Raw genomic sequence first — 13,538 nt, 5'->3', positions numbered from 1 at the left:
CCGCTGTTACCGGTGAGTCTGCGCCCCGGAGGCCCGCAAACCAGGCGCGCTCGTCAGGGGCGGCCCACTCCCCTTTACGGCGTAAAGCTGTTTGGGGTCGGGCCGCTGCCGGGTACCTACGCGAGATGAAACTGACTCGTCGTGTTGCTGAAGTGCTTCTGGTCACGGGTGTTTTGGCCGCGACGGTCGCGCCCCCGGCGCAGGCCCACGGCCGCGATGTGCCGCTGCGCGTCGCCTCGTACAACATCCACGCGGGCGCCGGGATGGACAACGTCTTCGACCTGGACAGGCAGGAGGCGGCGATGCGCGCACTGCACGCGGACGTCATCGGCCTGGAGGAGGTCGACGTCCGCTGGGGCGCCCGCAGCGAGTGGCGCGACCTCGCGGGTGAGCTGGCGAAGCGGCTCGGGATGCACGTGTCGTTCGCGCCGATCTACAGCATCGACGGGCGTGAGTTCGGGGTCGCTGTGCTGTCCAGGTACCGCATCCTGCACGCCGAGAACCACGAGATCACCCGGCTCTCCACCCAGGACCCGAACCCGGTCCCCGCGCCGGCCCCCGGCTTCGGAGAGGTGGAGCTGCGGGTGAAGGGCGTACCGCTGCACGTGTACGTGACCCATCTGGATTACCGCGCCGACCCCTCCGTACGGGTGACGCAGGTGGCCGAGACCCGGCGGATCATGGCGCAGCAGCACGGCCGGAAGATCCTGCTGGGCGACTTCAACGCGACGCCGGACGCACCCGAACTGGCGCCGCTCTGGCGCGAACTGCGCGATGTGGAACCGGGGGCGCCGACCTTCCCAGCGCAGAATCCGGTGCAGCGGATCGACTACGTGGCCGTGTCGCCGGGGGTGGGGGTGCGGGGAGCGCAGGTGGCCGACACGCTGGCGTCCGACCACCGGCCGATCGTGGCGGAGCTTTCACTCAAGAGGTAGGGAAGCCGGGGCGCCTGCGGCGGGGCCGGTGGGACCGGTCCCGCCGCGCGCGTTCTTCTCCCGTCTCAGCTACCGCTCTTGACCTTCGTCAGGTCGTACAGGGTCGTCGATCCCACGGTCACCTTCGTGTAGTGCGCCTCGACCCACGACGTGATCTCCGAAGCGGAGCCGCTGTCGGCACCGCCCGTCCCGCCGCCCATCCCGCCGCCGGAGACGAAGTAGTGGATCTTCCCCTCCGTGACGTACTTCTTGAACTGCGCGAGGGTCGGTGACGGGTCGCTTCCGTTGAAGCCGCCGATAGCCATCACGGGCTTCTGGGTGGCGAGTTGGTAACTGGCCGCGTTCTGCGAGCCGATGGCCGCGGCCATCCAGGTGTAGCCGTCGGCTCCGGCGCTGATCCTGGCCTTCACCTCGGCGCCGACCTGCTGGCCGTCGAGCAGACCGCCCATACCGCCACCGCCGAAGCCGCCTTCGCCCCTGCCGCCGGGCATGCCACCCCGCTGTGCCTGCCCGTTCCGTGCCTGGCCGTTCGGTGCCTGCCCGTTCTGCCCTGGGCCCTGGCCCGCGGCCTGGCTCTGGCCCGGCTGCCCGGTGGGCGGCTGACCCAGGTTCCCGGCCTGCCCGGCCTGCCCGGCCTGCCCGGCCTGACCGGTCGGCGGCTGTCCCGTGCCACCGCCGTTCCGGCCGCCGAAGCCGCCCGCGCCGCCTCCGGCACCACCAGGACCGCCACGGCCGCCGGGGCCGCCGCCCATCCCGCCCATCCGGCTCGCACCCGCGGGCCCCGCCGTGACGATCGACCCGGTGTGCGCACTGTCCAGCGTGGACACCGTGTACGCGAACGGCCCGGCCAGCGAGGCCACCAGGCCCGCGCCCGCGGCCCCCAGCGCCACCCGCCGGTCCAGCCGTCCCGACAGCACGAGACCGAGCGCCGCGGCGAGGCCCCCGACGAGCACCACCCAGCGCAGCCACGGCAGGTAGTCCGGCGTCCGCCCCAGCAGGACGTACGCCCAGACCGCCGTCACCGCGACCGTCCCGCCCAGTACCGCGGACCAGCCGAACCTGCCGCGCTCCTCCCACAGCACCGTGACGCCCGTCCCGACCAGGGCGGCGATGTACGGCGCCAGGGCCACCGTGTAGTACTGGTGGAAGATCCCCGCCATGAAGCTGAAGACCAGCGCGGTCATCACCAGCGAGCCGCCCCACACCAGGAACGCGGCAGGCGCCGTGTCCGTACCCCCCTCGTGCGGCCCGGCCGGGCGGCGGCTCCTGGCCCGCCAGGTGAGCACGGTCCCGGCCACGAGCAGGATCAGCGCGGCGGGCAGCAGCCAGGAGATCTGGCTGCCGATCTCGGAGTTGAACATCCGGCCGATGCCGGTCGCACCCCAGCCGCCGCCCTGTCCGCCGCCCCGGCCGCCACCGCCGACGCTGCCCGTCTCGTCGCCGCTGATCCGGCCGAGACCGTTGTAGCCGAAGGTCAGTTCCAGGAAGGAGTTGTTCTGGGAGCCGCCGATGTACGGGCGGGACGAGGCCGGCCACAGTTCGACGATCGCCGTCCACCAGCCGCCCGCGACCACCATCGCCCCCGCGGACAGACCGATCTGGCCGAGCCGCCTGCGTACCGTCGTGGGCGCGAACACCGCGTACACGACAGCCAGCGGCGGGAGGATCAGGAACGCCTGGAGCGTCTTCGTGAGGAAGGCGAACCCGACCGCGACGCCCGCCCACACCAGCCACTTGGTCCGTGCGTCCGCCAGCCCGCGCAGGACGAAGTAGACGGTGACCGTCATCAGCAGTGCCAGCAGCGCGTCCGGGTTGTTGAAGCGGAACATCAGTGCGGCGACCGGGGTCGTCGCGAGCACCAGGCCCGCGAGGAGCCCCGCGGTGGCGCTGAACCTGAGGCGTACGGCGGCGTAGAGCACCGCGACCGTGCCGACGCCCATCAGCACCTGCGGGACGAGGATCGCCCACGAGCTCAGCCCGAAGATCCGTACCGACAGGGCCATCGGCCAGAGGGCGCCCGGGGGCTTGTCGACGGTGATCGCGTTCGCCGAGTCGAGCGAGCCGAAGAAGAGGGCCTTCCAACTGGCCCCGCCCGCCTGGGCGGCAGCGGAGTAGAAGGAGTTGGCGTAGCCGGACGCGCCGAGGTTCCACAGGTACGTCACGAGCGTGAGCAGCAGCAGTCCGAGGAACGCGGGGCGTACCCAACCCGGGTCCTCGGTCCGGCCGCGCCACAGGGCGGCGATGTGCCGGTTGCGGGACGGCCGCCCGGCCGTCGCCGGAGTCCGGTGGGTGTCGATGGTGGTCATCGTGCAGTCCTCGGGTCGTCGGTACGCCGCTCGGGGAAGACCCAGGCGCGGAAGAGCAGGAAGCGCAGCACGGTCGCTGCGAGGTTGGCCGCGATCAGCACCGCGAGTTCGGCGCCGTGCGAGGGGTTGCCGGAGGCCGCGCCGAGCGCGGCGAGGGAACCGCTGGTGAGGGCGAGCCCGATCGCGAACACGACGAGGCCCTGCGCCTGGTGGCGTACCGCGCTGTCCCGGCCGCGTACGCCGAAGGTGAGCCTCCGGTTGGCCGCGGTGTTGATCACCGCGGAGACCAGCAGCGCGCCCGCGTTGGCCAACTGCGGGTTCACTCCCGTCCGGAACAGCGAGTACAGCAGCAGATAGAGGAGCGTGGACAGCGCCCCCACGACACAGAATCCGACGAGCTGGCGGGCCAGTCCCCCGGGCACGCCCGGCAGTTCACGGTCGCGCGGATCGTCGCCGAAGGGGCGCGCGAGCCGGTCCAGCGGGAGTGCGCCGACGCCCAGCGCACGCCCCACGCGCCAGACGCCCTTGAGGTCGTCGACGGCCGTCCGCACGATGTGCACGGTGGATTCCGGGTCGTCGACCCAGTCGACCGGCACCTCGTGGATGCGCAGCCCGGCGCGTTCGGCGACCACGAGCATCTCGGTGTCGAAGAACCATCCGGTGTCCTCGACCATGGGCAGCAGCCGTTCCGCGACCTCTCCGCGGATGGCCTTGAAGCCGCACTGGGCGTCGCTGAAGCGGGCGGAGAGGGACGAGCGCAGGATCAGGTTGTACGCGCGGGAGATGAACTCCCGCCGGGGGCCGCGCACCACCCGTGAACTGCGCGCCAGCCGGGAGCCGATGGCGAGATCCGAGTGCCCGGAGATCAGCGGTGCGACCAGCGGCAGCAGGGCGTTGAGATCGGTGGAGAGGTCGACGTCCATGTAGGCGAGTACGGGGGAGTCGGAGGCGGACCACACGGTGCGCAGCGCCCGTCCGCGCCCCTTCTGGTCGAGGCGGCAGGACCGCACCCCGTCGAGTTCCGCTTCCAGTCCGGCCGCCACCTCGGGCGTACGGTCGGTGCTCGCGTTGTCGGCGATCGTGATCCGGAAGCTGTACGGGAAGGTGCGGGCCAGATGGTCGTGGAGCCGCAGTACGCAGGGTTCGAGGTCCTTCTCCTCGTTGTAGACGGGGATCACCACATCGAGTACGGGGGCATCGGCCGTGGTCGCGGGAAGGTGCACCCTTGCGGGCAGGGTGCCCGGAGAAGAGTCGGTTCGCATGACATCGACACTCGCCAGGCCCGCTGTCACGGCTGTGTGGTCAGCCTGTGCCGTACCTGTGAGTCGCGGTCGCGCCGGGCGAATCCGGAGTCCCGGGCGGGACGGTGGGCATGCGCGGGCCGGTGGGCGTGCGCGGGACGGACGGTACTGGCGAGGCGGGAGGGAAGGGCTGGACGGGAGGCGGAAGTGGGCATGGGGGCGGGGGCGGGGGTGGGGGTGGGGTGATCGGGGCCGGCGACGCCGGGAGCCTGACCTCGAAGGCCGTGGCCCCGGGGACGCTCCGTACCGTCACACCGCCGCCGTGGGCCACCACCACCGCCTGCACGATCGCGAGGCCGAGCCCGGTGGATCCCGCGTGCCGGGACCGTGAGGCGTCCCCGCGGGCGAACCGCTCGAAGACGTGCGGCAGCAGACCGGCCGGGATCCCGGGCCCGTCGTCCCGTACCTCCGCCACCGTCCAGGCACCGTCGCGCCGCACGCTCGCGGTGACGGTGGTGCCGGGAGGCGTGTGCGTACGGGCGTTGGCCAGCAGATTGACCAGGACCTGATGGAGGCGGGCGCCGTCGGCCCGCACCACGGCCGGGTTCTCCGGCAGTTCGAGGCGCCACTTGTGGTCCGGCCCGGCGGCGCGGGCGTCACTCACCGCGTCGACGACCAGCGGGGACAGATCGGTGCTCTCGTACGTGAGCGGGCGCCCGGAATCCAGCCGGGCGAGCAGCAGCAGATCCTCCACCAGCCCGGTCATCCGACCGGCCTCGGACTCGATCCGGCCCAGTGCGTGCCGGGTGTCGGGGCCGGTCTCCTCGGTGCCGCGGCGGGTCAGTTCGGCATATCCGCGGATCGAGGCGAGCGGGGTGCGCAGCTCATGACTGGCGTCGGCGACGAACTGCCGCACCCGCGTCTCGCTCTCCTGCCGGGCCGCCAGCGCCGAACCGACATGGCCCAGCATCCGGTTGAGCGCGGCGCCGACCTGCCCGACCTCGGTCCGTGGATCGGCCTCGGCCTCGGGGATCCGCTCCAGGGGCGCCACCTCACCGCTGTGCAACGGCAGTTCGGAGACCCGTGTCGCGGTCGCCGCGACCCGTCGGAGCGGGCGCAGCGCGATCCCGACGAGCGCCGTCCCCGCGATGCCCGCGGCGAGCAGCCCGGCCGCGGTGACGCACACCTCGACGACGACCAGGGTGCTGACGGTGGACTGGACACCACTGAGCGGGAAGCCCAGCACGAAGGTGCCGCCGGGGGAGAAGGTCGCCCGGAAGTCGCCCAGTCCGGGAAGGGAGACGGTGTGCGCGTTCCCGTCCCTGGGAACGGACTTCAGGGCTCTGACCTGCGCGTCGCCGAGCGCCACGCTGTCCGTCTGCGCGCCCGGCACAGCGACGCTCTTCACTCCGTCGACGATCTCGTCGCTGCCCGCCACGGTGCGCCCGCCGACCGCGCCGATCGGCAGACCGGGCTGCTGGACGATGGACCGGTCGAGGTCCATCGGGCCGCGGTCGGGCCGTTTCGCCGCGGCGACCAGCTGTTTGTCGAGCTGCCTCACCAGATTGGAGTGCATGGCGATCGTGGTGACCGTACCGATCACGGCCACCACCACGGCGATCAGCGCCACCGCCGACACGACCAGCCGCGTCCGCAGCGACCAGCGCCGGTGCGCCGACACCGTTACTCCCCGGGCTTGATCAGGTAACCGGCGCCGCGCCGGGTGTGGATCATCGGCGACCGTCCCGCGTCGATCTTGCGCCGCAGGTAGGAGATGTAGAGCTCGACGACATTGGCCTGGCCGCCGAAGTCGTACGACCACACCCGGTCGAGGATCTGCGCCTTGGAGAGCACCCGGCGCGGGTTGCGCATCAGGAAGCGCAGCAACTCGAACTCGGTGGCCGTCAGATGGATGTTGGTCCCGCCCCTGGTCACGTCGTGGCTGTCCTCGTCGAGGGTCAGGTCCCCGACGGCGAGCATCGATTCGGTGCGCTGGGCGGCCGTACCGGACCGGCGGATCAGTCCGCGCAGCCTGGCCACGACCTCCTCCAGGCTGAACGGCTTGGTGACGTAGTCGTCGCCGCCCGCCGTCAGGCCCGCGATCCGGTCCTCCACGGCGTCCTTCGCGGTCAGGAAGAGGACCGGCACATCGGGCAGCTCACGGCGCATCCGTCCGAGCACGGCGATGCCGTCCGTATCGGGGAGCATCACATCGAGCACCACCGCGTCGGGCCGGAACTCCCGTGCGGTACGCACCGCACCGGCTCCGTCACCGGCGCTCCGGACCTGCCACCCCTCGTAGCGCAGCGCCATCGACAGGAGTTCGGTGAGCGAGGCCTCGTCGTCCACGACGAGCACCCGTACGGGGCTGCCGTCGGGCCTGAGCATTCCGGTACGCCCCTGGGGCGAGGTCGTAGTCATGGCCACCACCCTGTGAGCGGCCTCTGAGAGCCTCCTTTCCCCAACCTGTGAAATTCCTGAGAAACACCTTCGACCCGGCCCGGCTCACGGTCGGGCGTACGGACGGGCTCCCGGTCGGTGGGGGAGGACGGGCAGGCATGCGCGGGTGGAGGACGGGCGAGGCATACGGGCAGGGGGTGCAGGCAAGGCATGCGGGCAGGCGGGCATACGGTCGGAGCATGCGGATCCTCACCCTCTCCGGCAGCCTGCGCGCCCGGTCCACCAACGCCTCCCTGCTCCGCGCCGCCGCGGCCCTGGCCACCGCGGCCGGGGCGACGGTCACGAGCGGGGACATCGGCGCGCTCCCCCACTTCAATCCGGACCTCGACGGCGCGGGCGCCGAGCCCCCGGCTCCGGTGGGTGCGCTGCGCAGGGCGGTGTCCGAGGCGGACGCGGTGCTCATCGTCAGCCCCGAGTACGCGCACGGGGTGCCCGGCGTCCTGAAGAACGCCCTGGACTGGCTGGTCAGCAGCGGCGAGTTCATCGACCGCAGGGTGGGCGTGATCACCGGCTCCCCCAGCCCCACCGGCGGCGACTACGCCCATGCCCAACTGCGCGAAACCGTAAGGATGATGACCGGCACCGTGGTCGACGAGGCCTGTCTGACGGTAGGGACGATCGGCGGGAAGCTCGACCGGCAGACGGGCGAGATCACCGACACGGGTCTGACGTCACAGCTCGCGGACGCGGTGCAGGCCCTGACGGCCCGATGAGAGTGCCGGACGCGCGCGACACATGACGGGAGCCCGGCTGCGGTCCGAACTCCAGGGCGCGCCCACGGTACGAATCCAGGTTCAGTACCGCCCCGCGCGGCACCTGACGAAAGCCCGGTCCGGTCCGAACTCCAGGGCGCGCCGCGCCACGGTGCGAATCCAGGTCAGAACAGCCCCTCCTGTTCCGTGTCCGGCTCCGCCGGGACGGCTCGCACCGGCACGGTCATCCCCGTGCCGGGCTCTGCGCCCGTCACACTCCATCCCGCCATCAGCCGCGTGTCGAGGACGATTACATCCCCGCCCTCCCCGGCGAGATGCAGATCGGGCCCGGCGGCGGCCACCAGCCGCCCGGCGACCACACCCCCGGCCGCCAGCTCGCTCACCACCCCCACCAGGTCCCCGAGCCCCGCCAGCCCGAACACCGCGAAGTGGTCGGCGACTTCGCATTCCAGCCGCTCCAGCGAATCCGGCCATCCCGCCAGTGCGACGGCCTTCCCGTGCACCTCCCGCACCTCGGCCCCGCGCTCCTCCCGTCCCGGCAGCCGGGCCCGCACCGCGCGCTTCTCCGCGTACGGAATCCGGTCCGGCACGCCCAACGCCGTACGCAGCAGCTCCTCCGTCCGGCGCGCGGCCATCAGCGGCCCCCGCCCCAGCCAGCTGAAAGCCACCGCCCCCTGCTCCATCAGCCGTGCCGGACCGCGCTGTTCCGCGGTGATCCCCACCTTGACCATCCCGGGGCCGAACCAGGCCAGATACACCCGGTACACGCGCGGGTCGTCCGCGATCGTGTCGGCGGCCACCGAGTGCGCCCGGTCCAGCCGCGCGCACTCCGCACACCGCGCCTGCGCACCACGCGCCGGCACCCGGGCCCGCACCGGACAGGCGTTACCCCGTGCCCCCACACAGGTCCGCTCCCCCTCCGGCACGACCCGGAACCCGATCCCGGACCCGTACACCAACGGACTGGCCCGCTCACGGCCATGCCCTTCCCACACCAGCCGCGGCCCCTCGGCCCCCCACCGCAGCCCGCCGGAACGCCACATCCCCCCCTGCTCCCCTCGATAGCTCCGCCCGCCACGGGACCAGCGAAATCCGGATCACTCACAGGATGACACCCGCCACTGACAGTCAGGCGCTACGAAGGGAGGGGCGATCAGCGGGGCAGCGGGTCAGCACGTCAGGCGGTGCCCCGGCGCGGTACGCAGGGTCCGGGTGAACTGCACGTACAGATCCACCCGGTGCTGCATCTCCGCGGCGTTCCCGCCGTCGCATTCGGCGGTGCCGTTGAGGCTGCGGATGGTCTCCCCGAATCCCTTCCGGTGGACCATCGCGTCATGGCCGGTCATGGTGCCCGGCCCGGTCTGCGTGTTCCAGTACCAGAGGGCGGTCATCCAGGCCACCGCCGGATCGGTCTCCACGAGCCAGGGATTGTCGAGCAGATCGATCCCCAGGGCGTCGCCCGCGGCCTTGTAGTTGAAGTTCCAGCTCAGCATGATCGCGCCGCGTCCGTAGTACGCGTCCTGGCCCGCCGGGCACCCGTAGGGCTGGGTGGCGTCGCAGAAGACGGGGTACGTGGCCTTGTTCTGCGCGACCACGTAGTACAGGCCGCCGGTCTCGTGGCTGACATTGGCCAGAAAGGCAGCGGCCTCCTGCTTCCGAACCGCTCTGCTGCCGGTGCGGGCGAATCCGGGGTACGCGGCGGTGGCAGTGACCAGGCCGTCGTAGGTGAAGAAGGGGTTCCGGTCAGGGAACATCCGGTCGAACTGGGCCTCGCTGACGACGAATTCCGTTCGGTGCCGCGGCGCGGCGGAGGCCGCACCCGGTAACGCGGCGAAGGCCAACCCGCAGAACGCCAGGAACGAGACCAGAACGGCATTGAGGCGTCGTCGTGCACGCCTTACCGGTACTGAAGGCGCTGCGGGCGTTGCGTGCGGTGCGAGCGCTGAAGACACGGCGGGCGTTGAAGGTGCTGAAGATGCCGGGGACACAGGTACCTCACACTCCTCGGACGGCGGGGTTCATCCGAGCGGGAGAATACGACGCGCCTCACCGCAGCGTGTGCCGCGCCGGCCCTTCGCTCTTACGTATGGCCGATTCCCGTACACAGCAGCCGAGTTGACGACTGAGGAGGGGCAAAACGAGGTCATACGATGCCACCGCTCCCGGCACCGGAGGCGGCCGGGGCCAGTTGCACCCGCTTCGGCGCACCGCGCAGTTCGCCCCGGCACTGGACGCCGTCGAACGGCAGTGACCTCCGGCACCCGCCGGATGAAACCGGCGCGGGAAACGCCGGAGGGCCCCGGAATTCTTCCGGGGCCCAGGCCGAGGCCCTGTGAGGCTTGTCGGTCAGCAGGACGCGGGCGGGACACTCTGCTCGTACTGGAAGACGTTGCAGGGGTCGTACTTCTGCTTGATCTTGCGCAGCCGGTCGAAGTTGCCGTCCCAGTAGGCGGTTTCCCAGTCCTGCATGCCGATGTTCGGAACGTTGACGTAGGCACCGTGCACGTAGGGCCGCAGCGCCTGGCTGAACTCGGCGATCCAGGCCTGGGCCCGCGGGGTCAGCTCGTCACCACTGCCCGGTTCTCCACGGGTCCCCCAGCCGGCACCCGGCTCGGAGTAGAAGAGCGCATCGCGATGCGGGAACGCCGTGCCGCCGCGGGGGCTCTTCCTGACCGCTCCGCCGAAGGCCTGGGTGAAGAAGTTGCTGTCGTCCGTCGGCGCTTCCCGCATGAACGACGCGATCACGCTGATCGCTTTCCCCGGGAACGGCTTGTTGGTGAATTGCGAGAAGAACTTCCAGTTGGCGGGCTCATTCGCGGTGGGAATCTGGAATCCCGCGTATACGTCGCCCCAGTTGCCGACCTGCACCGAGACCTCGGGGCGACCGACCGAAAGAATCGGGGCCAGTAGTTTCTTCGCCTCCGCGGGCGTTCCTTCCGCGAGGACCGCGAACAGCAGGATCTGATTCCTGTGAATTTCGACCTGCGTGCCGAGACGGTTGTCGGCGAAGGGAGCCGTGCGCTGCCATGAGTCGAAGACTCTGTTCAGGTCTCCGAGACCGTCCCACGTCGCCTGCACATAGGTGACGCTCTTGAGCGGAGCCAGCTTGTAGGTGAGCGACGTGACGATTCCGAAGTTGCCGTTGCCCGCTCCGCGGAGCGCCCAGAGCAGGTCCGAATTGTTCTTCAGATCCGCCTTGATGACCTTGGCGCAGTCACCGTCCGAGGCGACGACGATCTCGGCCCCGATGAGGCCGTCACAGGCCATTCCGAGGTAGCGGGTGAGGAACCCGAAGCCGCCACCGAGCGTCGCACCGGCCAGACCGACGGTGCCTTCCGTGCCGGTCGTCACCGCAAAGTTCTTCTTCGCGAGCGTGGTCACCGCTTCCAACTGGGTGAGCCCGGCTCCGACCGTCGCCGTACGGCCGGCTGTGTCGATGTGGACCGACTTCAGCTCGCTGACGTCGATCACGATGCCGTTGTCCACGTTCGACCAGCCCTCAAGGCTGTGGCCGCCGCTCCGCACCCGCATCGCGACATCGTGCTGCCGCGCCCACGTGAGGGCGTTGACCACGTCCTGGGTCCGCTGGGCGTAGACGATCACCAGCGGATAGCGGACGAACAACTCGTCCCAGCCCAGGCTCGCCTCCGCGTAGTCGGGGTCGTGGGGACGGACGATGCGGCCGGTCAGCTCCGCCGGCCGGCACTTCGCACTCTCGGCCTCGTGGGTGACGGCGCTCGCGCCCGTGGCCTCCGCGGCCGCGACGCCCGGGAGAACGACCGCGCCCGCACCGGCGCCCGCAGTGGCCTTGAGCACTCCGCGACGAGAAAAGTCCTGCATGGTCCGCATCCTCTCGACCGGACTACGCCCGCATATCGACAGATACACGTCATGTCTGTCGGCTGGCGCGTTCGATCCCTGGTGGACGATCTATGGGTCCCACAGATCAACAGGGGATATCGTGACGGCGCCGCAGGACTCGCCGATCGACCGAAAGGCCGACTTGCCGGAGGATGACATATACAGGGGCATTGACTAGCCCAGCCGGACGCATCCGGCAGGGCTTGATCTTCTTGACTTCTCATTAGTTATCCTATTCCCGAGTAATCACCTCAGGGGGAAACTCGGGAACAGCCTCTATTATGAGCCGTAATTCATCGACCGACGCCTGCGGACAATCCTTTCTGAGCGTCCTGCCGTCGAGCCCTTCTTCGCGCCGGAACAGCGTCCACCGACGGCCTGGCGGTAGGCATAGTGGATGACAGTCACGGAGCAGGCGAAGCGGGGGAGGAATCGTCGGCTTCCGGTCGGCGATGTCGATGCCGGCCTCCTTCATCGCCTCGACGGCGGAGGGGTTGACCTGGCCACCGATGCACTGCGGGGTGACGGCAACGTGTCGGACGATGACGACGGTGCGGCCGGTGTCCTCGTAGCCGTCCGATCGGTCCGACGGCCGCCCCCGGAAGAGGCTGCTGTCAGCCACTGCCGTCACGACATACAGCAGAGGCTCTCAGCCCCCCTGGGGGTCTCTGTCCTGTTGTGCACTCGGCAGGATTCAAACCTGCGACCTTCCCGTAGCTCTAGCCGGATCGGCCGGTGCCGGTCATAACGGTTGCGTAGCGGCCGAGAGTGGACATCACTGGGCAGGGGCAGTTGCTGTACTTCGCTGCCCGCACGTACGACGAAGCCCCCGCCTGGTTTCCCTGGCGGGGGCTTCGACCTGCTGTGCACTCGGCAGGATTCGAACCTGCAACCTTCTGATCCGTAGTCAGATGCTCTATCCGTTAAGCTACGAGTGCTTGGCGTCCCGGGCTTTTGTGCCCCGTCGGCGTTGCGAGAACAACATTACATGACCTGCGGCGTCAGGTGAAATCCATTGGCCGCACCCCCGCTGAGCTGGTGAAACGTCCCCCCGGATACGACTGGAGCCCCGTCCTTGCGGACGGGGCTCCAGCGATCCATCTGGCGGAGGCGGAGGGATTTGAACCCTCGATGGGCCGTAAAACCCAAACCGCATTAGCAGTGCGGCGCCATAGACCGGACTAGGCGACGCCTCCAGCACACCAGCCACAGTCGCGCGAGCGCGAAGTGGTGCGTGCAGATGATGACACAGCCTTGCGGGCCGTCACCAATCGCGGCCTACGTTACTAGGCAGTCGGGTGGCAGGGCAAAGTCCTTCCTGTTGCGCAACGCCGGGCGCGTAGGAGCGTTAGGGAGGCAGGGGCGCCGCCCCGAGCCCTACCAGCCGAGGAGTTACCCGTCATGCTGCGCCGCCTCGCCCTCACCGCTGTCGCCTCGCTCGCCGCGCTGGCCGCCGTACCCGGCGCCGCGTCCGCCTTCACCGGTCCCGGTGCGGCGTCCGTCCCCAGCGTCTCGTCTCCCGTCCCCGGTCCTGTGCCCGGCCCCGGCCCCGGACCCGCAGTCGGACAGCTGCCCGGCCACCGGGTCCCCGACCGGCTCAGCGTCGCCGTCACCGGCTCGGGTGATCCCGCGGCCGACGGCACGCACCAGCTGGAGTGCGGCCCCACCGGAGGAACCCACCCCTCGCCGCAGCAGGCCTGCGACCGGCTGGCCCGGCTCGCCGTCGACGGGAAGAGGCCGTTCGCACCGGTGCCCGAGGGCCTGATGTGCACGATGCTGTACGGCGGTCCGGCCACCGCGCACATCACCGGAACCTGGCAGGGACAGCCCGTGGACGCGACCTTCCGCCGCACCAATGGGTGCGAGACATCGCGTTGGAACAACCTGGAGCCCGTGCTTCCGCACACCGTCGCCTGAACGCCCGCGTCGCAGGCCGTCCACAGAACATTGGTGAGAGCTCCCCCTCATCCGCGTCACGCCCGGAGCCGCTGCCTTTAGACTCCCAGCAGTGACACGCCATGG

Annotated in this window: 11 protein-coding genes and 2 tRNA genes; 3 read left to right on the top strand and 10 right to left on the bottom strand. The window is 70.4% G+C overall.

All coding sequences use genetic code 11. The features are described from left to right. Positions 1–125 precede the first annotated feature (125 nt). Positions 126–935, top strand: coding sequence for an endonuclease/exonuclease/phosphatase family protein (locus tag OG709_RS18855; RefSeq protein WP_250302248.1), 810 nt, complete (start codon positions 126–128; stop codon positions 933–935). A 65-nt stretch (positions 936–1,000) separates the two neighbouring features. Here OG709_RS18855 and OG709_RS18850 read toward each other — a convergent pair whose 3' ends face one another. Genes OG709_RS18850 through OG709_RS18835 form a run of 4 tightly spaced genes read right to left on the bottom strand, consistent with a single transcriptional unit; the run spans position 1,001 to position 6,903 of the window. Continuing rightward, on the bottom strand, positions 1,001–3,241 hold the full coding sequence (locus tag OG709_RS18850; protein WP_329167066.1) for a glycosyltransferase family 39 protein: 2,241 nt from the start codon (positions 3,239–3,241) through the stop codon (positions 1,001–1,003). Next, complete coding sequence (locus tag OG709_RS18845) at positions 3,238–4,503, bottom strand: bifunctional glycosyltransferase family 2/GtrA family protein (RefSeq protein WP_266641735.1); 1,266 nt, start codon at positions 4,501–4,503, stop codon at positions 3,238–3,240. Before OG709_RS18845 ends, OG709_RS18850 begins: the two co-directional genes overlap by 4 nt. A 40-nt stretch (positions 4,504–4,543) precedes the next feature. Continuing rightward, positions 4,544–6,163, bottom strand: a complete 1,620-nt coding sequence (locus tag OG709_RS18840) for a sensor histidine kinase (RefSeq protein ID WP_329167063.1) — start codon at positions 6,161–6,163, stop codon at positions 4,544–4,546. Positions 6,164–6,165: 2 nt separating this feature from the next. Then, entirely contained in the window at positions 6,166–6,903 is a 738-nt protein-coding gene (locus tag OG709_RS18835) for a response regulator transcription factor (RefSeq protein WP_284348546.1), read from the bottom strand. A gap of 218 nt (positions 6,904–7,121) precedes the next feature. On the opposite strand from OG709_RS18835, the gene OG709_RS18830 reads away from it, so the two are divergent. After that, entirely contained in the window at positions 7,122–7,655 is a 534-nt protein-coding gene (locus OG709_RS18830; protein WP_329167062.1) for an NADPH-dependent FMN reductase, read from the top strand. 164 nt (positions 7,656–7,819) lie between these two features. Here OG709_RS18830 and OG709_RS18825 read toward each other — a convergent pair whose 3' ends face one another. From OG709_RS18825 to OG709_RS18800, 6 genes are all read right to left on the bottom strand, one after another. Beyond that, positions 7,820–8,698 (bottom strand): DUF2797 domain-containing protein, encoded by an 879-nt coding sequence (locus tag OG709_RS18825; RefSeq protein WP_266641737.1) that lies wholly within the window; start codon positions 8,696–8,698, stop codon positions 7,820–7,822. A gap of 126 nt (positions 8,699–8,824) precedes the next feature. Further along, the gene (locus OG709_RS18820) at positions 8,825–9,523 is read right to left on the bottom strand and encodes a chitinase (RefSeq protein ID WP_405688491.1); all 699 of its coding nucleotides are present in this window, start codon (positions 9,521–9,523) and stop codon (positions 8,825–8,827) included. Positions 9,524–10,001: 478 nt separating this feature from the next. Further along, positions 10,002–11,495 (bottom strand): FAD-binding oxidoreductase, encoded by a 1,494-nt coding sequence (locus OG709_RS18815; RefSeq protein WP_250302254.1) that lies wholly within the window; start codon positions 11,493–11,495, stop codon positions 10,002–10,004. A gap of 253 nt (positions 11,496–11,748) precedes the next feature. Beyond that, positions 11,749–12,138: a hypothetical protein gene (locus tag OG709_RS18810; protein ID WP_266641740.1), complete on the bottom strand. Its 390-nt coding sequence runs from the start codon at positions 12,136–12,138 to the stop codon at positions 11,749–11,751. 243 nt (positions 12,139–12,381) lie between these two features. Next, positions 12,382–12,454 (bottom strand) — tRNA-Arg (locus OG709_RS18805). Between the two features lie 164 nt (positions 12,455–12,618). Next, positions 12,619–12,712: transfer RNA gene (locus tag OG709_RS18800), tRNA-Ser, on the bottom strand. A 205-nt stretch (positions 12,713–12,917) separates the two neighbouring features. On the opposite strand from OG709_RS18800, the gene OG709_RS18795 reads away from it, so the two are divergent. Continuing rightward, positions 12,918–13,433, top strand: a complete 516-nt coding sequence (locus OG709_RS18795) for an SSI family serine proteinase inhibitor (protein ID WP_250302256.1) — start codon at positions 12,918–12,920, stop codon at positions 13,431–13,433. The last annotated feature ends 105 nt before the right edge of the window (positions 13,434–13,538 follow it).

This window comes from Streptomyces sp. NBC_01267, assembly GCF_036241575.1.
Lineage (GTDB): Bacteria > Actinomycetota > Actinomycetes > Streptomycetales > Streptomycetaceae > Streptomyces.
This window is presented reverse-complemented; position numbering and strand designations above follow the sequence as displayed.